General features: G+C 39.6%; 18 protein-coding genes and 2 pseudogenes. 6 read left to right on the top strand and 14 right to left on the bottom strand.

All coding sequences use genetic code 11. The features are described 5' to 3' along the window. Nucleotides 1–4: 4 nt before the first annotated feature. The 8 genes from QUD05_RS14740 to hpsA all read right to left on the bottom strand — a co-directional run bounded on the left by QUD05_RS14740 (nucleotide 5) and on the right by hpsA (nucleotide 11394). Entirely contained in the window at nucleotides 5–655 is a 651-nt protein-coding gene (locus tag QUD05_RS14740; protein ID WP_289796713.1) for a pilus assembly FimT family protein, read from the bottom strand. Between the two features lie 54 nt (nucleotides 656–709). Beyond that, complete coding sequence (locus QUD05_RS14735; protein ID WP_289796712.1) at nucleotides 710–1675, bottom strand: glycosyltransferase; 966 nt, start codon at nucleotides 1673–1675, stop codon at nucleotides 710–712. Between the two features lies 1 nt (nucleotide 1676). Then, nucleotides 1677–2669: a hormogonium polysaccharide biosynthesis glycosyltransferase HpsE gene (hpsE, locus tag QUD05_RS14730; RefSeq protein ID WP_289796710.1), complete on the bottom strand. Its 993-nt coding sequence runs from the start codon at nucleotides 2667–2669 to the stop codon at nucleotides 1677–1679. A 25-nt stretch (nucleotides 2670–2694) separates the two neighbouring features. Further along, nucleotides 2695–3654, bottom strand: coding sequence for a hormogonium polysaccharide biosynthesis glycosyltransferase HpsE (gene hpsE / locus QUD05_RS14725; protein ID WP_289799973.1), 960 nt, complete (start codon nucleotides 3652–3654; stop codon nucleotides 2695–2697). A 188-nt stretch (nucleotides 3655–3842) separates the two neighbouring features. Continuing rightward, a complete protein-coding gene (locus QUD05_RS14720) occupies nucleotides 3843–4562 on the bottom strand; it encodes a prepilin-type N-terminal cleavage/methylation domain-containing protein (RefSeq protein WP_289796709.1) in 720 nt (239 codons plus the stop codon). A 25-nt stretch (nucleotides 4563–4587) separates the two neighbouring features. Further along, on the bottom strand, nucleotides 4588–5607 hold the full coding sequence (gene hpsC, locus QUD05_RS14715) for a hormogonium polysaccharide secretion pseudopilin HpsC (RefSeq protein ID WP_289796708.1): 1020 nt from the start codon (nucleotides 5605–5607) through the stop codon (nucleotides 4588–4590). Between the two features lie 65 nt (nucleotides 5608–5672). Further along, a complete protein-coding gene (gene hpsB, locus QUD05_RS14710) occupies nucleotides 5673–6320 on the bottom strand; it encodes a hormogonium polysaccharide secretion pseudopilin HpsB (protein WP_289796707.1) in 648 nt (215 codons plus the stop codon). A gap of 205 nt (nucleotides 6321–6525) precedes the next feature. Next, the gene (hpsA, locus tag QUD05_RS14705; protein ID WP_289796706.1) at nucleotides 6526–11394 is read right to left on the bottom strand and encodes a hormogonium polysaccharide biosynthesis protein HpsA; all 4869 of its coding nucleotides are present in this window, start codon (nucleotides 11392–11394) and stop codon (nucleotides 6526–6528) included. 768 nt (nucleotides 11395–12162) lie between these two features. On the opposite strand from hpsA, the gene QUD05_RS14700 reads away from it, so the two are divergent. From QUD05_RS14700 to QUD05_RS34400, 3 genes and pseudogenes are all read left to right on the top strand, one after another. Continuing rightward, a complete protein-coding gene (locus QUD05_RS14700; RefSeq protein WP_289796705.1) occupies nucleotides 12163–12978 on the top strand; it encodes a transposase in 816 nt (271 codons plus the stop codon). Then, nucleotides 12941–13361 (top strand): annotated as a pseudogene (locus QUD05_RS14695) (protein kinase domain-containing protein); the annotation flags it as partial. The gene QUD05_RS14700 and the pseudogene QUD05_RS14695, both read left to right, overlap by 38 nt. Before the next feature lie 32 nt (nucleotides 13362–13393). Next, a pseudogene (locus tag QUD05_RS34400) lies at nucleotides 13394–13879 on the top strand (DUF8082 domain-containing protein); the annotation flags it as partial. Here QUD05_RS34400 and QUD05_RS34060 read toward each other — a convergent pair. Beyond that, nucleotides 13877–14062, bottom strand: a complete 186-nt coding sequence (locus QUD05_RS34060) for a hypothetical protein (RefSeq protein WP_354666182.1) — start codon at nucleotides 14060–14062, stop codon at nucleotides 13877–13879. The pseudogene QUD05_RS34400 and the gene QUD05_RS34060 overlap by 3 nt on opposite strands. 349 nt (nucleotides 14063–14411) lie before the next feature. Between QUD05_RS34060 and QUD05_RS14685 the strand changes: the two genes are divergently transcribed. Continuing rightward, nucleotides 14412–15266 (top strand): phosphate/phosphite/phosphonate ABC transporter substrate-binding protein, encoded by an 855-nt coding sequence (locus QUD05_RS14685; RefSeq protein WP_289796701.1) that lies wholly within the window; start codon nucleotides 14412–14414, stop codon nucleotides 15264–15266. A gap of 93 nt (nucleotides 15267–15359) precedes the next feature. Here the strand turns inward: QUD05_RS14685 and QUD05_RS14680 are convergent, their stop codons facing one another. The 5 genes from QUD05_RS14680 to QUD05_RS14660 form a co-directional block, all read right to left on the bottom strand. Further along, nucleotides 15360–16130 (bottom strand): hypothetical protein, encoded by a 771-nt coding sequence (locus tag QUD05_RS14680; RefSeq protein WP_289796700.1) that lies wholly within the window; start codon nucleotides 16128–16130, stop codon nucleotides 15360–15362. A 628-nt stretch (nucleotides 16131–16758) separates the two neighbouring features. After that, nucleotides 16759–19500, bottom strand: coding sequence for a GAF domain-containing sensor histidine kinase (locus tag QUD05_RS14675; protein WP_289796699.1), 2742 nt, complete (start codon nucleotides 19498–19500; stop codon nucleotides 16759–16761). 554 nt (nucleotides 19501–20054) lie between these two features. Beyond that, nucleotides 20055–20525 (bottom strand): N-glycosidase, encoded by a 471-nt coding sequence (locus tag QUD05_RS14670; protein WP_289796697.1) that lies wholly within the window; start codon nucleotides 20523–20525, stop codon nucleotides 20055–20057. 248 nt (nucleotides 20526–20773) lie between these two features. Continuing rightward, on the bottom strand, nucleotides 20774–21547 hold the full coding sequence (locus tag QUD05_RS14665; RefSeq protein WP_289796696.1) for an SDR family oxidoreductase: 774 nt from the start codon (nucleotides 21545–21547) through the stop codon (nucleotides 20774–20776). A 139-nt stretch (nucleotides 21548–21686) separates the two neighbouring features. Next, nucleotides 21687–22526 carry a DUF8623 domain-containing protein gene (locus QUD05_RS14660; RefSeq protein WP_289796695.1) on the bottom strand — a complete coding sequence of 280 codons (840 nt, stop codon included), beginning with the start codon at nucleotides 22524–22526 and terminating at the stop codon, nucleotides 21687–21689. 84 nt (nucleotides 22527–22610) lie between these two features. Between QUD05_RS14660 and murG the strand changes: the two genes are divergently transcribed. Then, nucleotides 22611–23684, top strand: a complete 1074-nt coding sequence (murG, locus tag QUD05_RS14655) for an undecaprenyldiphospho-muramoylpentapeptide beta-N-acetylglucosaminyltransferase (protein WP_289796694.1) — start codon at nucleotides 22611–22613, stop codon at nucleotides 23682–23684. A 25-nt stretch (nucleotides 23685–23709) separates the two neighbouring features. Then, nucleotides 23710–24999 (top strand): murein transglycosylase A family protein, encoded by a 1290-nt coding sequence (locus QUD05_RS14650; RefSeq protein ID WP_289796693.1) that lies wholly within the window; start codon nucleotides 23710–23712, stop codon nucleotides 24997–24999. Nucleotides 25000–25008 lie beyond the last annotated feature (9 nt).

The following is a 25008-nucleotide window of genomic DNA, read 5'->3' as shown; positions in this document are numbered from 1 at the left end:
TATCTTAATAGCAATACTTGTCGTTTTCGTTAGCTCTAGCGCGATCTTTTCCCGTTCGCATAGCCCCCAAAATTGTAGAAACATAGACACAACGTCTAGCTTTACCACCATTCAAGCTGTAGAAGGTTATCTGTCCTAATCCGCCTACAGTACACTGATTTCCAATTTCAGAGATAGGACAACCGTGATAGTTAAATAAAACTCGCCACATTTGCTGTGAAGTATGTTTTTGTAAAGTTGTCTCCTTTTTTCCTTTATTGTTTTCTTCTTCATCTATGCGAATGTTCGGCTCAAGGTTATGCCATAGGTTGCCATTGTTTTTAACAGCATCAGGAATGAATTGTCCTGCTTCTGGCTGATGAACTGCCCATTGCACGACACCATTTTGTATGCGAAAACTGGCTTGCCTAGTCAATTTATCTTTGGTGGCTTGGCTTTGTGCTTGGCGCATAGCATAATAAACCTCATTTTGGCTTTTGTTGAGACGGCGAGTCTCCATAAAAGCCAGCCAATTGGATATTCCAATCGTAGCTAATATACCAATTAATACAATAACTACTAACATCTCTGGTAAGGTAAAACCACTGTTAGAATGATTATTCCTCAAAAGATTTTTTGCATAAACTAAAGACGGTAGATGCACCAGACTATACATTTTTTATTCTGATAGTTTTTCAGCTACGTCGCTGTTAAACAATGTTTCATTTTTTTAGCTTTTAACTTCGCGTTGGTTAATAATATTGTCGAATAGCGTAGGCATTAAAAGGATTATGAAAATTTTTAATAATAATTTTAAAGTGAAATTTATACGCTGAAGCCTTGAAGAATTATTCAGAACATAATTCCATAAAAATTTAGCCGCAGTTAAAGCTTTTTGTCGATTAAACGGCTTTTGTAGCGCTTTGCATGTCAGATATTTATATAAATTTGTCAGACTTAGATTCCAAGTATTCTTAAGTGCTAAAGGTCTTTCCTTATATGCTCTTTCAAGCACCTGCAAACAAGCTTTTTCTTGCCTTACAAGATTAGAAGAAACTGAATTAGCACTTATTCTGTACAATATTTGTACAGATGGTACGCATACAAAATCAAACTGGCAAGCTAATCGCAACCACATATCCCAATCTTGAGCAGCACTTAGAGATTCATCAAATCCACCCAATTTGATTAAAGCTTCTCTACGAATCAAAGGATTGGAGCCATTCTCTAAAAAGTTTGCCAACAATAACTTTTCATAAACGTCTCCATTGGCTGTAACGTGTGTACCAGAGAGTACTATTTCACCATTTTCATTAATATAATCAGTCCAACTGTAAGCAACTGTCGCAGTAGCATTTTCTTGCAGAGCCTTTAATTGAGACTGAAGCTTATCAGGTGTCCAAAGATCATCCGCATCTAAGAAACTCACAAATTCTCCAACTGCAAGCTGTAGACCTCGGTTACGACTAACATTTCCGCCAGCATTGGTATAGGAAAATATTTTTATTCGGGGATCTTTAATTTGTTTAACAACATCTAAAGTTGAGTCTTCTGAACCATCATTAATTACAATTAATTCTAGGTCACTCAAAGTTTGATTTAGAACAGATTGAATTGTATGATGAATAGTATTTTCACTATTATAAGCGGGGATAATTACAGAAGTTTTCGGCAAATCTTGACTATAGTTAATCATTTTATAGGGCTAATTTATTTTTTAATCCTTTGCGCAAATTAGATTTTAAGTAGTAAAAAGGACTCATCATACTAGCCAAGTAAAATTCCATTTCAAAAAGTGCAATTAAATTACTTTTCAATTTCCCTCTATAATGAATACGATGATGTAATACTCGGCGTAAATTACCTAAAATAGTTTTCATAAACACTATTGGTTTTTGCCAATTTTTAGTATTTATCAAGCTTAACTGGAAAATACACAAGCCACAACCGCGTGCCAGAGTTAAGAGATAATCTCTTTCAAGTCGCCAATGTGGTATCTGATGATAAGTGTGCATGGTAGGGTTATACCAAATTTGCCAGCCTGCATAATGTATGTAAAGCAATGGTTCATAGTCATCACCCTGTACCAAAATACCAGGCAGCTTCCCACTTAAATTAGGTCGCTGTGGTACATTTTCACACCATACCTGTTTCCGAACAACAAGCGCTGCACCAGGAGGAAGTCTTAAATTATCTGCGTCAAATAAATATGGATTTGAACCATGTTCTCTGATAGCTAAAAAAGCTTGAATTCTTTCAAAATTTTCTGGTGGGTTTACTTCAAAATCACCATGAATCTGTCCACTCCAAGCACCTGCTTGAGGATGCTCTAATCCAAAAGTATATGCTTCTGATAACCAATCAGGAGCAGGTAAATTATCATCATCTAAAAATGCAATTAGCTGCCCCTTAGCTTCACGTACTGCTCGCAATCTAGCAAAAGCTGCTCCTTGTTCGGGTTCTAAAAAATATCTTAAATGACAGTTTCCATTATACATTTTTTGGTAATTCTGGATAATTTCAAATGTATTATCAGAACTATTATTATCCACAACAATAATTTCCCAGCTAAGGTGTTCTACTGCTGTCTGGGTTAATAGCTTATCCAAAATTTTAGGTAAACGGATTGCTCCATTGTATGCAGGAATGGCTACGCTAATATCTAAATTTTCAGATGTTAATTCAGTCATACATAATGCCTAATATTTTAATAATTTATTTTTTGAAGTATCCATTTTTCCAAAGATAAAATGGACTAATAAAACTACTTAAAAAAAGTTCCATCTCGCAAGCAGCGACTAAATCATCTTTTACATTAGTTCGATATTTTAGTAAGTGTAATGTGATTTTACGTAAGTCATTTATCATATAAGACAAAAGAGCAAATGGTCTATATATTTGTTTTATATTTACCATTCTAGTTACACAACGGCTAAGTCCAATTCCTCTAAAAAATGGAATCAAATAATCTTTTTGCAAACGCGATTTTGGTATTTTGTGTGATATCTCCATTTCTGGGTTATACCAGATTTCCCATCCTGATTTTTGAATATAAGACAACATTTCTAAATCTTCACTAGTGAGCATATTGCCTTTAACTCTACCAGTTAAAATAGACTTATCGGGTACACTTTCTAACCATGCTTGTTTACGAACAACAAGTCCGGCAGAAGGGGGTAGTAGTTTTTTAGATGCTTCATATAATAGTGGTAGATTCCCCCGCTCTGTAATTGCTAAAAATGGAGCAATTCGCTTAAAGTTTTCCGGTGGTGCTACTTCCCAGTCTGGGTGAATTTGGCTGCCATAAGCTCCTGCTTTGGGATATTTTTCACCAAAAGCATAAGCTGCTGCCACCCAATTTGATACTGGGTAGTTGTCATCATCTAGAAAACCTATGAGTCTACCTTTAGCTTCTGCAACTGCCCTTTTTCGAGCATAAGCTGCGCCTTGTTTTGGTTCAAAACAATACTTTAAAGGGTTAGGACATTGCCAATCTTTTTGATAGGTTTGAACAACTTTAGCTGTATTATCAGTGCTGTTATTATCTACAACTATAATTTCCCAAGATAAATTTTCGGTGTGAAGTTGGTTGTGTAGTCGTTCTAGTAGTTCAGGCAAACGACTTTCACCGTTATAAGTTGGGATAGCTACAGTAAAGTCAAGGTTATCAGTCATTATTCCGAAAAGTATATTTTGATGATGACGCTTTTTATTATGTTCAGGCAATGGCTAATTTATCAATGGCTCTTAAATAAACTATCAAACATTAAAACTGCACATGATGTTTCAATTTTGCTATCAACGTGCAGTTTTATGTTCAGCAATATTACGTATTTTTAAACAAATATTGGTATTTAAATTACTTAACTGCATTTATCATCTTTTGCTGCCAGCATTGAGCCTAAGAGAGTTTTTACAATGACACATCGCTTTACACTACTAGGCAATGTAAAATTTGCAGAACTTGGTACAGCTACCACTATTTTTAACCCAGGTGGCTCTGTACCTGCTGGCACTGTTCCAAAGTTATTTGGCAGAGTTAGAACTCCCATATAGTCAAAAGTAATTTTTGCTGATGTACTTAAAGGATAGGATACAGGAGAATTAATAGTAGTATTAGCAATGTTTTCCCCACTAAGATTTCCGCCCAACAAAAATTTATCAGAATTGGCTCCCACATCGGCCGCTAAGGGTTTCCATGTCCATGTGCCGATTGCAGCATCGGCACGATAAATAGCAACCTCTATATTTTGGGTTGTGCTATTTCTCTGAAAACTGACACTGTAGTTAAGTTTTTTGGTTTTAGCTTCGCGTTGTGCTTCTTGCAGTGCGGCGAAAACGGCGTCGTTAACCTTATTTATCCGTTGCCGATTTACAAAGGCAGCCCAACCAGGAGCTGCGATCGCTGCTAAAATTCCTACTAGCAGCAGTACTACTATTAACTCTATAAGACTAAATCCAGCATCTTGTTGATTGTAGCCATTAGTAGAGGGTCTATTTGCTAAATATTGCTGCTTTAGCTTTGTTTTTCGGCTGTGCAACTGGAAAGAATCTAAGAGTTTTAAACTAAGAATATTCGGCATACTATCCTGCTTTTATTAATATTTATCAAAGATAGAAGCTATTTTGTAAAAAGAAGCTGCTTCCTTGAACCTTAATGTTTGCACTTGGAAAATAACTAGATTTACTCTGGGCGTAACGTACTTTAGTTTCATCATTTTGTATTAGGCGAGCTTGTGCATTACCTCTCAAATAAACTTCCGCAGCACTTCTATTATCTGTGCTAACTGAATTTATACAAGCATAGAATCCTGTTCTAACACTAGTTGCTGCTACTGGAACTTGACTAAAGTTAGTAGAGCATGTTACTGCTGGTGCTCCCTGTGCTATTGTTGTTTGATCTATAAAATCAACCAACACCACGGGAACTTGATCGTAAGCCCCNCCTCCTGCCCAACTATTCATTTTTGCTTGTAACGTTATGCCCTTTTGTGACAAGTCAAATGGTTTAAAACCTTTATCTGGACATGGGAGATATTTGTCGGTTGCAGTAAATCCAGAGCAAGTCACTGTAGCAGCAGTATTTGGAACGCCATCTTTAATTTCCCATCTAGCGATGCGTGCAGCGTTAGACCAAGTAGTGCTAGTGTCTTTAATTAAATAGTAGGCAACTAATGAGTAAACAAAAGTATCATCTTTTTGAGTGCCTGTAATTGTAATTGCTTGATTAACTAATTCTCGTTTCCAAAAAACAAGCACAGGAACTTTATCTGTTCCGTTAGGTAGTTGATTCCCAGTTGTACTTGCATTTGGGCAAGTGTTATTGGTACTAGCATCAACAGTACCGCTTAGACAAGCAATTCCAGTAGCATCATATATATATATTGCTTGTTGGAGATCGCGAGTAATATAATCTAGTGCAGCTTTAATTTCTTGTTCAGAGTTCGCTTTGGCTTGTTCCTGACCATCAGTGTTTAAAATACTGATCATAAAACTTAGTAACGGCGTAATTACTAAAAATGCAATGAGCATAGCCACTAATAATTCAATCAGGGTAAAACCACTATTTTTATTTTGCTTATCAGAGGGTTTTAGCTGAGTACTTAACAGCCACCTCAATATATTCATTTTGCTACAGGTTCTCCTTAATGACCGATACTGAGTCATGAAATTATTTATGTTTAACGGGTTAATTATGGTTGACAACCACCAAGGCGATCGCACAAAGCGCTATACGAACTTTGACCCCTGACAATTTCAGTTGTCATTTCTACTAGTGGTGCTTTGCGATCGCCTAGTCCCCCAGTGAATGTTGCTGCTGTTTTTCCACTGCTACCCGAAGTTAAGGTACCAAATTCAGCATCTGAACGATATACCCGAACTCCCAAACGATAGCCTTGACCTTTATCAGCGTCGCTATCTGTGACAGCAACGCGAATAGCCTGAATGTAAAATAGATCGCTAGTACAGTTGGGATTAGCAAGGCTACCATTTTTGTTAAAGCAATACAAACCAGTGCTAGCAGTAGGAGCTGACGTACTACTCAATAAATAGTCACTGCTTGAACTGGATACATTTCTACTTGTGCTAGCAGTCAGTGTAACGGTGATTGTCGGATCTGAGATTGTTTTGGACTTGATAGCATCAATAAAGGCTTTAGCTGCTCCTGTTGCCAATTCCACCCGTTTAGCTTGTACACGGGTTGCAGTTGACATGACTAGGACAGGTGCGATCGCTACTAGCAAAATGGCAACCACAAGGATCGCCACAAGCGACTCAATGATCGTAAAACCAGACTCGTTAGACTGGGCAGATAATTCTTTTAGTTGGCGTGGGTTCATACTCAATTTTTTAATAAGCCTATGTTTTAAAGTAATTTGCGATCGGGTGTAATACACTCGTAACCTCTCTTTAAACCTCTTCCCTACAAAGAGAAGAGGCTTTGAATTTTACCCCTTCCTGTCAGTGAAGGAGGTTAGAGGATTAGGTCTGTTAACGCGATCTATTCACCTAAAAAGTGCTATAAAAACTCTCATTCAGACTACTTTAGGATGGTTGGAGTTGGCAGTTAGTAGGACGTTCAGTTGCAGGTAGCGCAAATTTGAAACCGCTGCCAAAGTAACTAGTGTCCGCAGTATCAAACCCATCCGCTGCTTGAGTTTGGACAGAACACAACAAAGTTTTCACCCAAAGGTCATCCCGGCCTACTTCTCTGAAGTATTCATTCGGAGGATCTGTTGCTGGAGTTACAAAGCGCTGGGCAAACAAGTCGGGGTTTTGTGCCAATAACGCCACATCAAAACCCCAGTTACGGTTAGGAGGCATATAATAAGGCGCTTCCCCAGCACCATTAGTAGTGAAAGTACTATCTGATGTGTAACCAGGTCTTGTAGAAAAGAGAGTTCTGAAAAATATACTGTCAATATTGGCAGTAGAGGAAAGAGCGCTAGGGGTAGAAGAGGTTGCAGCAACAGTTGTTGATCCTGGTCTGACGAGAACTTGGAATGGTGCGCTAGCATAGATACTGCGTTTGAATTGGATGAATGAACCGTTGATATTGGCATTAATCCCATTCCAGTTTTCTAAGAAGCGCACAAAGTTATGCAAACCCCCGTTAATTTCGTAGGTAGTTGGAGTTGAACCCCCGCTAATTGAATTCACACGAGCAGGAGTGTCACCAGAAGCAATTACTAGATTAAAAGTTGTTTCACTTGCCTGAGACAACCATCTAGTATTTTTAACAAAACTAGACGATGATGCTATAGCGGTGTAAGTCTTTTCAGTATCGTCAGGATCTGTGGTTGTTACCTGTAATTGCAATACAGGCTCTAATAGTGGTTGAAAAGATCCATCTCTTGTGAATGTTGTCGTGCTTCCAGGAAAATCCCTAAACGTAGAAAGCAAAGAAGCTGGTACTTGGGGATACCTGTAAAATAGACGAATGTTATTTTTGTAGATTATATCGCTGCCGCTGAATCCTGGTGGCTTAGTAGTATTAATATCTTTCGTGGTTGCAAACCAGAGAGCATTATTTGCTGGTTCGGGTAGGCTGCCATCATTAAATTGAGCTACTACTTTAACTCCTCCTACTGTTGTTATGCCTAATGCAACGGGAGTATAGCCAGTTTGACTGATATTTGCACTAGTTATGACAGCACCACCGCTAGTAAGCAACTTACCATTAATATCTCGTTTGAACGCAACCCGGCGGGCAAATCTTCTAAAATCAACGTTTGCTGATTGGGCAGTTGTACCAGCTAAGAGTTTGGTAAGCTGTGCATTTGCTGGAAGATTATGAGATTTTATTGATCTATCGCCATCGTAACCAATATACCAATCAGTTTCTGTACATTCTGAAACTGGTATTTTGAAGCACATTTCCATTACATACTCTGGGAAACTCCCTCGTCGTTGAATGGGCGTGACGAAATTGTTCAAATAAGAACTGTTAAAGTTTACTGAGTCAGTAGCAGTGGGAGTCCCTTTGTAGTACGTATCATCATTAGATGAAGTGAAGAAGTTAGATGAAGTAACAAAGTTGTTATTCCAAAAGCCTGCCTTCAATCGATTCAATACGGTGTCAGCATCACTCACTTGGTGGTTATTTCGCAAGTCGTAATCACCCTCATTGCGGAAACCTTCGCGGAAGTTACTAGACAGCAAGGTGACAGCATCGGCAATTACTGATGCTGGTCGCCAAGTTTCGCCTGTTGTGCAATTAGGTAGTCTAGAGTCATTAGGCCGACAAGCAAAGTTAGGATCGCGATTTGTCGCAGTACGAGTATAAAATTTAGTATCGTAGTTACTAGCACTAGGATCTAAAAGATCCCCACCTAGAAATTCTTGTTTAGCGTGCAGATTAAAATTGCCTTTAACATACGCTGGTAGCTCAGTTGCTAAAATCAAGCCTTTTTCTTCCGGTCTGTAATCAGTCAGACGACTCAAGTTACTGCCATTAATCAACATAATGGCGTTGGGTCGGCGTTCAGGATCGAGCTTGTAGTCACTGGCGCTGACATTATCACTTGTTGAGTCACTGCGATCTTTTTGAGCATCATCACGAGATGCATAAATAATGCCGCTATTGGGCAATAGATATTCCTTGTCCGCTGCAACGCCGATTGCTTGTGTGCGAAGCAGACTTAAATCTATGGTAGTGGCACGAATTTCTAATGGCTGACGCTGTTCAACTTCCAGATTGTATTTTCCAGTTAATGCAGCACCTTTATCTATAGCCTTAATTTGTCGGGCATCAAGAAATGCAGTTTCTTTGATTGCGCCATCAGGAACGTAGGTAGTACTCCTAGTCAAAGTGCCATCAGCAATTTTGATTGCACAGATGGTAGAATCAATTGCTGATTGCTCAGAGAGAGTAAGTTTGCTAGTTGTTGCTTTGGCCAGTGCTTGCCGCAGTAATGGATTGACAAGACGACCATTGGGAAATACCAAGTTAGCTTGATGTTTCAAGCGATCTAGCAAAGTTACGCTAGTGTTAGTAACATCATCATCGTTAGTCACAGCTGCAAAAAAACCATTGCCATCTACTGCCTGTCCTCTAGTTATACCAGCGGCTGTAGTCGCGGGAGCAGCGTAAACAATCCCATTGTTAGATGCAGCTACTGTTGTCAAATCACTTGCATTGTAAGTGTTTGTAGTTGCTGTTGCCTGATTGGTAGGGTTATAGTAACTACTTACACAAGCCATAGGTGTCTGATAATCGTCTGGTGTAGCCGCCAGAGGATTGTAGGAATCAAAATTGTAGTGATACACTACCGTGGCACGCATTACCAAATCACCACGTTTTTGTTTACTCGCATCAAGAGGATCGGTTGGATCGGGTACAAGCATAGGCATACTATCAGGCCAGACTACTGTGCCAGCACTTTCGTTGACTACCGACACTGGTGTGCTTGGATCATCAGGTGGTGTAGGACGAGTAGGTAGCCCAGAACCTGTCGGTCTATATACTCCAGCGCCTGTAATCACCCTCAGCCCACCGACCACATCAAGGATATTAGTTCGGGGTGAAGCGGCTGAAATCTCCCAAAAACCATCACGTCCTGTTACCCCTAAATCTGATAACTGTCTAACGCGAGTGCTACGAGTACGATCTTTGGTAGTGCTACCTGTCCACTTCACCGCAGGGGAGATGGCTTGAGGATCATTCTCTCCTACAAAGTCTCCTTTTGTGCTATCCCATATAAGTTCAGGCAGGTTGTTGCCTAATACGATGCGATCGCCTAACTGTGTTTCTATTACGGGAGTATTATCTACAACGTCTGGATCTCTAGTAGGTAGTTGCGCTGTATTGAGTGTTAGTGTTGTATTAGCATCTGTTGGATAAATCCAAGCGTCCATTGGACGTAGCGTATTAACAGAACCTTTCATAAAAGTTGCTGCATCTGCTGTGGTGTAATCGACACCAGCAGATTTTTCAATACCAGAAGTACCATAAGGAACTTCTCTAAATGGTACACGCCTAGTACGCTTACGAAACCAGTTTTCTAATTCTTCCTTACGTACTTTAGTCGCATCTAAACTTGGATCGTTTAGAGTCCGGTTGGTTATATTAGTTTTGATTTCTTGGGGATCAGTAGTAGCAGCATTGTTAAGTTGTGCCTTCACTAATAAGTCTATGCGTTGAGCATAGGCTTGAGTGTTATAGGCAATGTCATTTGAGTTATTTGAGGTGGTTTTATTAGTATCTGCTAAAGATTTAGTTGTATCAGGTGCGTTATTTTCTCGAAATAAATCTATGCGTGTTCCACCTAGATTAGTTGTACTGATTGGACCACTAGTTGCAATATTACCGCCAACAACTATCTTGCCATTTTCTCGTTCGTAATAACATGAATACCTACTACTGACCTGATAGAAGGTTATATCTTCACTAGTTTCACCAGTAAATAAGTTACTGTTAGTAAAAATACGTCCATTGAGACGGAATCTAGGTCCTGGTGTAATATCTAAGTCATCCTCATAGACAACAGCATTATTAGTAATAGAAACTTGACTACGATCTTGTTGCATTTCTAATGCAGAAAAGCCCTTATTACCTCGATACTTCTCATATTTAGTTGTATCAAGAGAAGTAGCTTGAGCAATATCACTAATGGGAACCGTTACTGCATAAACGAAAAAGCTTTTTTTCAATTCGCCAGTTGGTAGCTTATACCAACCCGAACTACCTACTAAGCTAGCACTAGTATCACCAGCTACGTCACAAGCTCCACCTGCCTTAGCTGGTAGCATAGGAGGGGTTCTAGCATCTAGTGGGCTTCTATTTCTGGTTTGGGTTGTACCAGTTTGGGGNGGAGTACGGAAGTAGATACCATAGAGAATAAAGCTATCAAATTTACCGTTATTATCTGTATCGGCAGGAAATTTCCAGGCTGTTTGTATGTTTTCTTGATTTTCTAAAGCCATACTACTAGCTGCTTCAATCATCGGAGTTGAAGTACTTCCATTAAGGTTATAAGCCAGGGTTATAGGAGTTTCATCACCAAATGTATAGACAGAAAGTTTATTAACTAAGGTATTGTATAGGGTTAGATTTGATGGTACAGAACGTGGTAAAGTCGGGTCGGCAAACAGTGCACTTATTTTGGCTTTAGCCCTGTCTAGCGCAGGGGTAGCGGCTTGCATTGTCGCTTCATTTACGCGGACGTTACTAGCATTTTTAGAACGCTCAAAAGACCTAAATAAAATTGCAGTTGTTAACAGTACGACTACCAAAACTACCATCGCTACTGTTGGCAACACAAAGCCAGAGTTAACCGAACCGCGTCTTCTTTGAGTACCAGAGATAGTTCGCAAAAGCCAAATAATTTGCCTATTAATTGCAGATAAAAGCTGCTTGCTAATTTGTCTGAAGGTTTTTTGAATTACCTTGAATAGCTGACGTTTTCGAGACATATCTGCTTCCTGATCAAGTGGATTATAGCGAATTCTCTATTTTTTCAAAGTTTTCACTCATGCCTATCAAGTATTTTTACAGGCATTAGATGAGACGATATTTATATAACTACTCTATTTGGCTTGAGTAACTTCCAAATAAAGTAGTTATAAAAAAAGATAATTTATTAAAGTTATATCATTTATGAATTGTTCATTTTATCCGGTAAATACTGATTTTTTCAGAATTATTTAGTTCGAGTCTGATAAATAATAAGAGCATTACCTCACAGTAGATTTGCGTAAATGTGTTTTATTTGAAGACAAATTTATGAAGATGTTATTAGCAGAGTAGACTTATAATACCCATCTGTTAAAGGAAAAATATCAGTTAGGTGCAAAATAATCAGATGTGCAGCTTAGATTCCCGACTTCTTTAATTAAGAAGTCGGGAATCTTGTTGTTCACATTGCTTTGATGAATTACTAATTACTCATACCAATTCTGTATGAAGATGCGCCAAACTATATGAGGAACGAACCGCAAAGGGCGCATACTCCTACGGAGAANGCAAGCTACGCGCAGCGTCTCGTAAGAGTTGGACACAAAGAAGAAAGAAAATTTGGCGCAGCCTCACAAAGAAATGGTATCACTAGTAAGCTAATCAGCATTCAAGTTGCATAATCAGGCCGGGCAAGATGCCATTGGTGTCAAGTTAAGAAAAATAGAAACTTGTCAAGTGGGTAAAGCTCAGTAGTTAAACTCAACGTAAGGGTGTTGAGAATAGCCATGAGTAAGCCACGGAAAAAACAAGGAAATCCAGACTTTCGACATCAGGTAACTTGCCCAGCCCCAACAAGTCAAGAGATAGAATCACGGTTGGTAGAACTGCTAACTCCAGGGACATTTGCCAATCTCAAAGGGGTAAAAGACTTTGAGCGTAGTTTGCGCTCACGCATACTAACTCTACCAGTGATGGCAGCGATAGTACTGAGTTTAGTGTACCGACAAATACATTCTTTAACAGATGTGCTGCGCTGCCTAGAAGTGGAAGGATTATTGTGGGCAGAAGCAATGTCAGTGAGTCGGCAAGCGTTATCTCAACGCCTAGAGAGCTTACCNTGCTTGTTTATCAAGCTGTTTGAACAAGTTGTAGAGCGTCTAGCAGCCAAGAAAAATCCAACCGAAATTTCACCAATGTGGGCATCTGTGGCATCATCGTTCGGTGCAGTCTGGATTGCAGATGCATCGACATTAGAAGCAGTCAAAAAACATTTGGGGCAACTTCAAGAAAAAACAGGTGCAGTATTGGGAGGGAAGATGTTGATGGTAGTGGAAGCATTTAGCCATCGCCCAGTTGCAGCATTTTTCGATGCCGATGCCAAACACAATGAAACCAAGTGGTGGCAAGAACTACAAATGCGCTTACCAGTGGGTGGTTTACTGATAACAGATATGGGCTTCTACGGGTTTGAGTGGTTTGATACCCTGACTGAGCAAGGGAAATATGTCTTAACTAGACAGAAAGCCAAGGTACGCTATCAAGTAGTGCGTGTACTTTCGAGTAGTTCTCACTATAAATATCAAACCGGACAATATAATTAGGCGGCAACAAGACGATAAGCTTGTGCTGATTGACTTTGGTGCTGTTAAACAAGTCCAAACTCAACTGCTCACAATTGCAGGGCACACGGGGGCTACTATTATTATTGGTACTCCTGGATATATGTCTACAGAGCAGGGACAAGGTAAGCCCCGCCCCAATAGTGATATTTATTCTTTAGGCATTATTGGTATACAATCGCTGACAGGGTTACATCCGATAAACTTTGAGGAAGACCCAAATACAGGAGAAATTTCTTGGCAGCATCAAGCTAACGTCAGTTCTGAGTTGGCATCTGTGCTATCTAAGATGGTGCTACATCACTTTAAACAGCGCTATCAGTCTGCGGCTGAAGTTTTACAGGTGCTTAAGAATCTCGATACTAGAGGAGAAGCGCAATGACTTCAGTTACCATCTTTGACACCCAAAGAGCAAGAATATTATCGTCAAGATTACCAGGTAGAAGCGCAATCACTTCAACTACCAGATTTTACACAACCGCCTCAAGCTTCGCTTTCTCAACAAAACTCAATTGGGTATCCAACTGCTTCTATTCTGTCTGGGGAAAATTACAACCGCTTAGAAACAATTCTTTTAGAATTTGTCGGCCCCATCGCCTCAAGATTGCTACGACAAGTTGCCGCATCAGTGTCCAATTTGGAAGAATTAATTAGTCAATTAGCCTTTCATCTTCGAGAAAATCAACAAATTGATTTCAAGAATAAAACAACATTTCTACTAGAGAAAACTACTCTATTACAAGAACTTACTGTAAAATCCAACCAATCTGATATTAACTCAAATAATTTAGCAAACCAAGAATCTAAAGTCATCAGTGAAAAATTTATGGAAGAGTGCGAACGTGAGTTGGCTGATTTAATTGGCCCAATAGCTAAGTTTCTAGTTCAAAAAGCTAGAAAATCTTCTGGACAAATCTCTCGTGCAGAATTTGTGAAAATTTTCAAAGACCTCTTTAGAGGAAAAAGTTGGTATTACTTCAGGCGTGAATGTTGGGTTAGTATCTAATCTAGGTTCTAATAGAGGAGCAATACGATTTTGTGTATAATCTCTAACTGCATTCACCATTTGGATGAGAGTCTCCGCTTGAGAACTTACTTCATTTTGCGCCCTCCCTTGAAGTACACTGGATAAGGCAACGCCACTTCCCAAAATACTGATGATGAAAACTAATATTAAAAGCAAGTTAAATTTAGCACCTATTTTTAAGTTTTTTAACGTAATGTTGTTTAACATAACCTAAGCAAGGAAGGTGATCTGTGAGTTCGTCTAATATTTATTTATACCTGTTATAAAGCATCTCAGCAGGTTCTAAATAAATATTAATTTTTGACTGCAATATAACCCCTTTAGGCAGTAGTCAAGTTTATCTAAATTAGTCCTGAAAGCCAAATTATTTTCTTAACTATAATTAGTGATGTTTGTGCGATTTCCCCGTCGTTTATTTCTGTTTCATCTACTAGGTTTTACATTTGCTGCTTGCAAACCACAAAGTGGGGTTGAGGGCACATTAACTATTGGTGTGATTAACTATGGTGGAGGTGAACAGATAATTAATCAATATGCTAAATTTAATAGTTACTTAGGTGAAAAAACAAACTCATATATTCAGCTAGAGCCTGTTTTTAATGAAAATAGAGCGGTTGAGCGCCTTGACGCTCGTGCTTGGTCATTGGTATTTGCTCCACCGGGTTTAGCAGCTATTGCGATCGCACGTCACCAATATGCTCCTCTATTTCCTTTAATAGGTATTAGTAATTTACGTTCAATCTTCGTTGTTCGCAAAGATAATCCGATAACTGAATTGAAACAATTGCAAGGCAAAACAGTGGCTTTAGGACAGTTAGGTTCAGCAACAGGATATTATTTTCCTCTTTACAATCTTTATGGTACAACACTAGCTGAAATACTGTTTGCACCCACACCCAAAGCAGCACTGGAATTGGTCGCTCAAGGAAAAGCGATCGCCTGTGCTGTCTCGGAGGCGGAATTAAGTCTCTACAGTTCACAGTTGGCGCCAACCGAATTCCGCATACTATTTAAAGACCCTCACTATGTACCATTGGGCGTGGTCTTGATTGGGCCGAATGTAGAACGTAACCGTCAAGAGTTTATCCGCAAAGTGATGAGTGAATCGTCTTCAGATTTAGCTCAAGAAGTGGGGTATGTACCCAATGGACAAGTACCAGATTACAAATACATGATTTCTGTGGTCGATCGGGTAAGTTCAATTAGTTCCAAGCTGCAAAATAAACCTGTTCGTTTATTCTAATTAAAGTAATAAAAATACCATTGTTATTGCTAAATTTTATCAAATTTAAACTGAGAAGAAAAAACAGCCAGCAAGTCTGACAGGGAAATTCGGTCAAAAAAACAATTTGAATCGTGCTAGCTGGTTTTTAATCGTCTCTGTCAGGATTTTGTCCAGTTCTGTAGTGTCTTGAAATTGTAAAATTTGCTGTGTCGGTAAGTCGAAGGGAAATTCACCTTCCAAATCTGGGCGTTGCATTTGCGCTAGTAGAATCTGTTCAGATCGCTTACTTTGGAGGGCATAGCCAATCTCAATACAGACATTCGGACTGGGAATTAATTGGGAGGCTTCTTTCCCATCAATACTAGCGATGGGCGTGGTGTCAGCGATAAATAACAAACTCTTACGGATTTTCCGCATGATTGTGCGGTTAATTCGGAAAGTAGCACCGCTAGGACGAGAGGATTCTATTAATGTTAGGGGAAGACGCGATCGCAAGTTTAAATTGTCTAAACTTTTTCGCAGTTCTTCTTTGAGAATATTCGTCGCTGCGGCATACTCAGTTTGATAGGATAAAAAAATCGTTGGTTCTAACTGAGCCAACACCGCCTGCTTGGTGAAATAAATTTCATGACTAATTAAGTCAATGTTAGAGACGCAATAGCCGCCACTACCTTCAATATAAAATTCAATATTTTCCCCTTCTAAATAGCGCCCAAACCAAGTTGATTTCTTAACTTCGTCACTGTCTTCCAAAAAGTCTGCTCGCAATGCTGATTTCAGCAGACTTTTTTTGCTTAAGCGAATGTCTGGCGGACGTTTTTCCAGTTCTGGAATCGGCTCATAATCCTGTAGATACCACGCTCTGAGCGCAATTATTGACATAAGGCGCTATTTTAACTATTTCTCGCTATTCAACTTCGTATAATCTTACACCCAGAGGAGTCCTTATTTCAGACTTCTCTTTAAACACAACAACACCCAAACCTCTACTCGCTGAACTATCTCCTCTCTTTGTCGATCGTAGTTAGGGATGTACTAACTTCCATTGCTTTTGTAAACAAGTAATGAAGATCAGTTACAGTGCCCCCTAATCTTCTAGATTTGAGGAAACAGCAGTTTTCGCGTTGGGTGTTGCTGTATTTTGACGAGACAGATGTAAGTTAAACAGCGTCTTATACCTCTTACTAACATTTCAAATGCAGCTGTTATATCTGCCACGGGAAGCTTGTTTCTTTGCTTCTACCTATGAGATTATCACTTATAGCTGGGAGGGATTTATTTTGCAATTAAACTTTACTTTTAAATGATTTTTAATCAAATTAAATATATTGCACACCCTGGATCGCTGATAGCTATTTTTTTAGTTTATATGTTAAGAAAATTATCATCTATCTTGTGGATGAATTTAAAAATTGCTCAGTCAATTTTAAGTTTTGAAACTAACAATTGAGCATTAGTCAATGACCAATAGTGATTCTTCGCCTGCGTCCTCATTTCCCACTCCCGATCGCTAGTTAACTATTTTGGCTGGAGGCTTGACGGGAATCTCAATCCAGAACTCTGTACCTTTGCCAGGTTCTGAAATGCACTCCATTATTCCCCCATGTTTTTCGACAATAATCTGATAGCTAATTGCTAGTCCCAATCCTGTACCCTTACCTACAGGCTTGGTAGTGTAAAACGGGTCAAAAATTCTCTTTTTTACGTCTTCATTCATTCCGGGACCGTTGTCAGTAATCCGAATTAACAGACGAGAGTTGTCTGCTGAGACTTTAGTGGAAATCTGGATCGTTGGAATTGGGCATGAATTATTCTCCTTGTCACCCCGATCCCGCCACTTTCCACGCCCTACTTCCAGAGCATCTATGGCATTGCTGAAAATATTCATGAATACCTGATTCATTTGACCGGCATAGCATTCCACCCGTGGGATATTGCCATAATCTTTAATTATCTCAATGCGTGGAAATTCAGCATTTCCTTTCAGCCGATGTTGCAAAATTAATAAGGTGCTGTCAATGCCTTCATGCAGGTCAACGCGCTTGTTTTCAGACTCATCCAAGCGAGAAAAATTGCGTAACGACAGCACTATTGAGCGGATGCGATCAGTTCCTACTTGCATTGAGGTCATGATTTTTGGGAGGTCTTCTACCAAAAATTCAAAATCGATCGCTTCGATCGCGGCTTTAATTTCATTATGGGGATGGGGATAGTGTAGCTGGTAGAGACGTAAAATTTCTAGCAGTTGTTCAGTGTAATCACTGGCGTGGCACAGATTACCGTAAATAAAGTTAACGGGGTTGTTGATTTCGTGGGCGACACCCGCCACCAACTGTCCTAAGCCGGACATTTTTTCGGTCTGAATCAACCTTGTCTGTGTTTCTTGGAGTTCATGTAGGGTCTGCTCTAACTGAATAGCTTGATTTCTGGCTTCAGTTTCGGCCTCAGAGGTTTGTTCGTAGAGTTGTGCTTGTTGAATAGCGATCGCAGCCTGATCTGCCACCTGCTGCAATAAATCAATTTCTGTATCCTGCCAATTTCTGGGAGCCTCACATTCATGGGCAATTAGTAGGCCCCATAGTTCTATACCCATATTAATCGGAACTATTAAGTTTGCTTGCACTTGCAGACTCTGCAAAAATTCTCGATGACAATCACTTAAAGAAGCCGTTGAAACGTTGTTAATTGCCCGTACCCTACCCTGACAGTATAGACGAGTATAATCATCAGGAAAGCATTCTGGTGGTGCATTCACTCCCAAAACTGACTGCCAATTGCCATTAATTTCTTCTACAATTACCGATTGAGTCTTTAGGTAGAAAATCAGCACTCGGTCGGAATTTAGTAGGGGACGAACTTCTCGAACTATGGATTGCAGAGTTGCTTGCAAGTCCAATGTGCGGCGAATATGCTCTGTGACTTGCTTGATGACTTTGGTAAACAGTAATGATTTTTCGAGTTCAGCGGTTTGCTCTTGCACCCGCAGTTCTAGGTTGGCATTCAAAGATTGCACCTGTTTATACATTTGCTGCTGCTGAATTGCCATTGAGAAATGATCGTATAAGGCTTGTGCCAAAAAGATATCTTCCAACTTCCACTCAGGTGCTTGCCCTTTTTTCTGCTCTCGCCAAACCTCAAAGGAAAGCTGGGGTAAAAGTTGTCGCCGATTTTGTTCGCATCGTCCCGCCCACAAGATTTCTGTTTCAAATTCAGAGCGAAAAATACTTAATACACCGATAAATTTTTTGCGGTAATGTAGAGGAATCACCATGAGTCCACGAATTTGAGTAGAACGGAATGCTAAAGCCAAAACTCGCAAACGTGGTTCTTTATAAAGGTCAGTAGTTGCCCAAATATTACCTGGTTGAAACTCAGCCATCCAGTTTTGCCAGATGGGATGCTGTTCGATAATAATGTTATCTAACTCGTAGGAGAGTGTCGGTTGCTCGCCCCAGGTGTATAGTTCTTGACTCTCTGCAATGTAAAGCCTGCCACCAGCTCCATTGAAAGCAGTAATAACTTCTTCTAGTGCTCCTTGTAATTGGATTGTCGGCAGTTTATGCAATAGTGTGGTGACTCGATTAATAGTAGCTTCCCGTTTTTGCTTGGCGTGGGCTTCAGTGAGTAGATTACTTTGAGCGATCGCGATCGCTACCTGGTCAGCAACTTGCTGCAATACTTTTAGTTGCCGCTTCAAAATCTTTTGCGGTTCACTGTGGTGAGCTACCAACAATCCCCACAATTTAGGCTTTGCCAATTGTTCTTGGGGATCGCAATCTAAAATGGGTACTACCAACGAAGACTGCACGCCCATTGCTTTGAGGTATTGAATATGGCACTCGTCTACCTGCCGATAGTAGATATTAGTTTCTAGACGTTTGCCAGTTTCTTTTGACTGTAGAGGCAATAGCCCGATCTTCCCATTTGCCACATCGACAATCGAACGTTGCCCCATTAACAAAAACATCTCTCTAGCAGCTTCTGGAATATCATTAGCTGGGAAGCGTTGACCTAATAAGGATGGCAGACGTTGTTCATGAATAGATTCTGCAATGACTTCACCACTACCATCAGCATCAAAGCGATACATTTTCACCCGATCTGAACTCAAAAATAAACGCACTTCACTAACAGTAGTCGTTAATATCTCTTGAAGGTCGAGCGATCGCCTAATCTGTTTTGTCATCCGGTGCAGTAAATTTCCTTGGTCAAAGCTTTGCTGCAACTCGTTTGGTTTATCCCTACGTGTCATTGCTTATATACACCATGACTGAAGTATAATTTTTTTATATATTTGTCCCTGATCGAAATTTTCAACTTAAAATGCTTTGATGATCATCCTATTTCAATAAATTCTTGCGACTAATGCGTTTCTCAGGGCATACATGTATTACAAATATTTTTGGAAATGGATTAGAGGATGTTTGAAAAGTAACAGATATTTTGCTTGTTCCCTGTAGCCCTTGTAAAGTGGATTTAGGGAGATATAAAAACGCTGTATCATTCAATACTTTTCAACTATCATTTCAAGTCTAAAGTTAATAAATTTTTCATCATTGACATTTACTAATTTTATATTCTCAATCATTAAACTATTCCAGTAATTTTACTTAATTTAGAACTGGAATAATTTCTTGAAATTAAAAATATTTTTTTAACATTTTTGCCCATTAATTCAATTAATTAAAATTTTTTCCAAGCAATAACTCAATTATTAGTAATTTTTTAAAATATTTTTTCCTGGGGAATTTGAATATTCCCCGTTTAATTGCTGACTTTATGTTGAATGTAACTATTTTGATTAAATTATTCGTAAATTACCGTTAAAGAGAGTAAATTACGAATTTCTTCACGCACACTCATGAGAGTTTTACCGAGATGGTTTTGACCGCTTTTATTAGCACCACAGCCCCAAAAAGAATCGGTTGGGGAATTTTCAACTAAAATCTCATCACCTGTCTTTAAGAGAACTTCTCTGATATCAGTATGAGTGAGAAACTTTTTGAGTACAGCTTCTCGCATAATTTGAGTTTTGACCAAATCCCAGTCTCGACGCAGTTGGCGAGTGCTACATCTTCCCAAAGTAGCAGCTTCTTCTGGGGTAGCGGCAGCATGGATGAGAGGTATAATTGCCGCATCTGTGCTGCCTACAAACTTTTGCGCTTGATAATAATGCTCAACCGTTGGCCAGTAAGAACCCTCGATGTGGATTCCGTGGAGAGAAAAGTTAGAAAAACAGCCATAAGGCTGCCAAACCTTATAAAAGTAAATGGTCATTTGAAAATTGCTCTTTTATATATCAATTTCACTCTAGCTGAGTAGGTAAAGCCTTAACAAACTCTCTAGATGTAAACTGAAACATCAACTGTAAGACTTTAAATATTTGGTGAAATTAAATATGCGTTATCCAGAACCCTTGTAGAGACGTAGTAGTGCTACGTCTCTACATTTTTTTACCAAATGTCTCTTGAGTAGAGTAAGTGGCAGGGGTAAGCTTTTTTAGAATCGTATGAGATGGGTTACTTTCATGCTCGTCGATTAACTAGGGTAGCGCTAGCTTGGTCAACAGGCATTAGCACAACTTCATTAATATTGACATGGGGCGATCGCGTCACACAGAAAAATATCACATCAGCCACATCATCTGCTGTTAGGGGTGTAACTCCTTGGTAGACTTTGTTGGCACGTTCAGTATTTCCGTGAAAGCGTACCTCGCTAAATTCCGTTTCTACCATACCAGGGTCAACGGAAGTTACACGTACCTGTGTTCCTAATAGGTCTTGTTTTAAACCTTCAGAAATTGCTCTGACAGCAGCTTTGGTAGCACAGTAGACATTACCACCAGGATAGGTTTGATGTCCGGCGATGGAACCTAAATTTACCACATGACCGCGATCGCGGCTTACCATTCCCGGAACGACATAGCGGGAGACGTAAAGTAAACCCTTAACGTTAGTATCAATCATGTCTTCCCAGTCTTGAAAGCTGCCTTCGTGCAACTTGTCTAAACCACGACTTAGACCAGCATTATTAATGAGAATATCGATGTCAGACCAGGCAGAGGGTAGAGTCGCAATGGCAGATTCAACAGCATGGCGATCGCGCACATCTAATTGTAGTAAATGAATTTCAGTACTAAAATCTTTACTCAGAGTATCTGCTAGCTGCTGCAAACGTTCTAACCGTCGTGCTGCTAAAATCAGTTTTGCACCCGCACCAGCAAAGATTCTTGCACAAGCAGTACCAATACCACTACTTGCACCAGTGATCAAAATAATTTGATTTTGTAGGGAAATCATTAGGATAGTTAAGAGTAAGGAGTTAACAGTTATGAATTATGAATTAGCACAAGTTTCATCGTTCATAATTTATCATCAGTCGGTCTCTAACTCCTAACTCCTAACTCCTAACTCCTAACTCCTAACTCCTAACTCCTAACTACTTCTTCACCACTTGCAAGCGCTGAGTTACCATTGTCATTCCATTACCCCGCAGGATGACGGCAGAAACCCATTGGCTACCTGGCATAGATGGTGCTTGTCCAACTTTAAACAGTCCGCCAGATGTTAATAATTGCAAATCCACGGGTGTAGGGTTAAGAAATTTCTCTGGTTTGATGGGTTCTTCTAGCGCCGTTCCTAGTAGAAAATCATCACCAAGTGGCTCTTGGACGATCGCATCAAAATTATACTTCTGACCAACTTGCACCTGCTGTGGTAATTTAAAATCAATTTGGGGCGGTTTGCTACCAGAGGTAAGCAAGGTTCGTTCTGACAAAATGTCTTGGCGGACTATTTTTCCGCCTTCAATACGCTGACGCGATTTAATCGTCGCATTAAGAGCCAACTTATTAGTGTTACCAGAGGGTAAGCCAGTTATCTTTGTTTCTGTTTCAGCAATAATCCCATTAGCTTCAGGTTTTGAAGATAGCAGTTTCGTGCTGTATTGCAATTTCGGATATCGTTGCCAAAGTGAAGTCAAAGACTTTTCCAGAGTTTGGAGGTTTAATCCATCGCCATGAGTGAAATTGGGGCTGTAAAATTGCAACACTCCTCTGACATCGCCTCGGTTAGCAGCGCTATCAACTTGTGTCAACAGGTTTTTCAGATCGGCTGGTGCATTTTGGGGTGTTGTGGCTTGGGATAATTGCTGTGGTGTTGCAGCTTGAGTACGTTGCCAACCAGTTGTTAAACCAATAGTCAGCAGAAACGAAACCAGCCAGATATTTGCTGGAAATTTGGGTTGTCGTCTCACTAAGGCGGTAATAATGTTAGTCATTGGTAAGAATTTACTGATTTGATTAGAGAAAGTAAGCAAATTGTTTTATCTTAGTTAAGCTAGACGCTAAACGGTAGAGGTTTGATGGCAAACGCACCGATACGATTATTAATAGCTGCCAGTGGGACTGGTGGACATTTGTTTCCAGCGATCGCCCTGGCGCAAAAACTTCCAGACTATCAAATAGAATGGCTGGGAGTACCCGATCGGCTAGAAACTCAACTTGTCCCCAAACAGTATCCCTTGAATACTATTGCAGTTGAAGGGTTTCAGCAAGGGTTTGGACTTGACTCGATTCGCATTTTGGGTAAACTCGCCCTTTCCATTCTAGAAGTCAGACGAATTCTCAAACAGGGGAATTTTCAAGGGGTATTTACCACAGGCGGTTACATTGCCGGGCCAGCCGTCATTGCGGCGCGTTCTCTCGGTTTACCAGTGATTTTCCACGAATCTAACGCCTTACCAGGTAAAGTAACTCGCTTTTTTGGCCCTTGGTGTAGTGCGGTAGCCTTGGGATTTGAAGTCGCTGCTAAGTATTTACCTCGTGCCAAAAATGTCTATGTTGGTACTCCGGTAAGAGAGCAATTTCTTGATAGGGCAATTAATGCGCCACTGGATTTAGCTATTCCTGATGGTGTGCCTTTAATTGTTGTTTTTGGTGGTAGCCAGGGTGCAGTTGCAGTAAATAAGTTGGTGCGCGAATCTGCAAAAGCTTGGTTTGATGCTGGTATTTATGTAGTACATTTAACTGGCGATCGCGATCCCGAAGCAGATAGTCTCAAACATCCACAGTACATAGCCTTACCTTTTTACAACAATATGGCAGCGTTGTTGCAACGAGCAACTCTTGCTATTAGTCGTTCTGGCGCAGGTAGCTTAACAGAATTGGCAGTGTGTGGAACGCCAGCGATTTTGATTCCTTACCCCTTTGCCGCAGAAGACCATCAATCTTACAATGCAGACGTATTTACTTCATCGGGTGCGGCGTTAACACTGAAGCAATCTGAGTTGACGCCTGAAACATTGCAAAATCATGTGTTGAATTTATTGCAGTCACCGCAAGAGTTAGCAAAGATGGGGGAAAAAGCAAAGGCTATCGCAGTTCCTGATAGTGCCGACAAGTTGGCGCAGTTAATGCGTGAGGCGATAGAAAAATAACTTTGATTATTTAGTATTAAAGAATATGTTATTTAGCAAAAAATTCCGCTTTACAGTAGGTTGTGCTGCCTTATTAGTTGTCAGTTTGGCAAGTAGTTATCTATATACCCACTCAAAAAATAAACAGCTAGCTCAAGAAAATCACTCATTTACTCAACAAGAAAATTCTGCCCTACTTCAATCACAGATTTCTCTGACATCAAATCAAGCTGCCGACCAACTTACCTCAAGGTTTCAAAATGCTTTTTCATCTCGACAGAATTTGTTAGCAGCATCTGTACCCTATCCAGTTATTGATGAGTTCAAAAAATATAAATTTAACATTAATGGTAGCCAGATTGCTACCGCAGGAAAATTACCAAATAGTAAAGTTAAATTCAATCAAGGAGATTTATTAACTGTTCTCGTTAATACTAAAAAATATTTTCAAGATTATGCTTCAAAAGACCCAGATATTATGCGTCCAGGAGTACTTACTACTCAAGGAGTTACTGTAGCAGATGTCCTCAAAACTTTGGATTTCATGATTGCTGTTTTGAAGGATGATATTGCTAATAATCGGGCTACTCGTTTACAAGACTCTAAATTTATTAATACCAATTTTCGAGTCATTAAATGGTCTGCCTACAACCCCAAAAGTAAACAGCAAAAACAATTACGAATCACCAAATATGCTGTATTTACTCACCCTGGTTCCCGCAAGAAAACCTCTACTTTTAATATACCAATTTATAGCTTAAAAGATAACTCTAATAACGATAAATTTTACACTCGGTACACAAAGCAAGATGTTTTGTCTGGTATTTATGAACCAGGTGGTAGAGAATTTGGAAAAGTTACAACTCTTGCTTATCTAACTAGAAATGGCTTAGAAGAAGCAATTATGCAAGGAACAATCCTGATTAATTTTACAGATGGTGATCAGGCATTTTTTAATGTAGATAGAAATAATGGAATGGCTTATATCCGCGGATTAAAGGCAACAGCACAAAAGCGTTATTGGTATTTTAGAGAAGTTGATGATATTAAAGGCTATGGATACAAAATAGATGCAAAAATTTCTATCAAACCCGGAGTTACTTTTGCTGGAGATGTTTTGAATATCGGTTTAGGTAAGGTGATTGTGATTGAGCATACTCAGGGTGGGCGCAAACATTTGCAAATGGGAGTCATCGCCGATACAGGCGGAGCATTTTTACCCAATCTTTATCAGCTAGATTTTTTGGCAGGTATTTTTAAGAATAAAAAAGAATTTGGGCAGAATATCAGCCAATTACCGGAATATGCCACAGCATATTTTTTAGTCAAGAAGTAATGCATTGAC

Source organism: Nostoc sp. GT001 (assembly GCF_030382115.1).
In the GTDB taxonomy this organism is placed as follows: Bacteria; Cyanobacteriota; Cyanobacteriia; order Cyanobacteriales; family Nostocaceae; genus Nostoc.
This window is presented reverse-complemented; position numbering and strand designations above follow the sequence as displayed.

Bases quoted from the DNA above. Each gene is read 5' to 3' on its own strand.
- hpsE (WP_289799973.1), bottom strand. From the start codon at position 3,654: ATGACTGATAACCTTGACTTTACTGTAGCTATCCCAACTTATAACGGT.
- QUD05_RS14740 (WP_289796713.1), bottom strand. From the start codon at position 655: ATGTATAGTCTGGTGCATCTACCGTCTTTAGTTTATGCAAAAAATCTT.
- QUD05_RS14675 (WP_289796699.1), bottom strand. From the start codon at position 19,500: ATGACACGTAGGGATAAACCAAACGAGTTGCAGCAAAGCTTTGACCAA.
- QUD05_RS14650 (WP_289796693.1), top strand. From the start codon at position 23,710: ATGTTATTTAGCAAAAAATTCCGCTTTACAGTAGGTTGTGCTGCCTTA.
- QUD05_RS14660 (WP_289796695.1), bottom strand. From the start codon at position 22,526: ATGACTAACATTATTACCGCCTTAGTGAGACGACAACCCAAATTTCCA.
- QUD05_RS14735 (WP_289796712.1), bottom strand. From the start codon at position 1,675: ATGATTAACTATAGTCAAGATTTGCCGAAAACTTCTGTAATTATCCCC.
- QUD05_RS14720 (WP_289796709.1), bottom strand. From the start codon at position 4,562: ATGCCGAATATTCTTAGTTTAAAACTCTTAGATTCTTTCCAGTTGCAC.
- hpsE (WP_289796710.1), bottom strand. From the start codon at position 2,669: ATGACTGAATTAACATCTGAAAATTTAGATATTAGCGTAGCCATTCCT.
- QUD05_RS34060 (WP_354666182.1), bottom strand. From the start codon at position 14,062: ATGGTGAATGCAGTTAGAGATTATACACAAAATCGTATTGCTCCTCTA.
- QUD05_RS14670 (WP_289796697.1), bottom strand. From the start codon at position 20,525: ATGACCATTTACTTTTATAAGGTTTGGCAGCCTTATGGCTGTTTTTCT.
- QUD05_RS14685 (WP_289796701.1), top strand. From the start codon at position 14,412: ATGTTTGTGCGATTTCCCCGTCGTTTATTTCTGTTTCATCTACTAGGT.
- hpsB (WP_289796707.1), bottom strand. From the start codon at position 6,320: ATGAACCCACGCCAACTAAAAGAATTATCTGCCCAGTCTAACGAGTCT.
- QUD05_RS14680 (WP_289796700.1), bottom strand. From the start codon at position 16,130: ATGTCAATAATTGCGCTCAGAGCGTGGTATCTACAGGATTATGAGCCG.
- murG (WP_289796694.1), top strand. From the start codon at position 22,611: ATGGCAAACGCACCGATACGATTATTAATAGCTGCCAGTGGGACTGGT.
- QUD05_RS14665 (WP_289796696.1), bottom strand. From the start codon at position 21,547: ATGATTTCCCTACAAAATCAAATTATTTTGATCACTGGTGCAAGTAGT.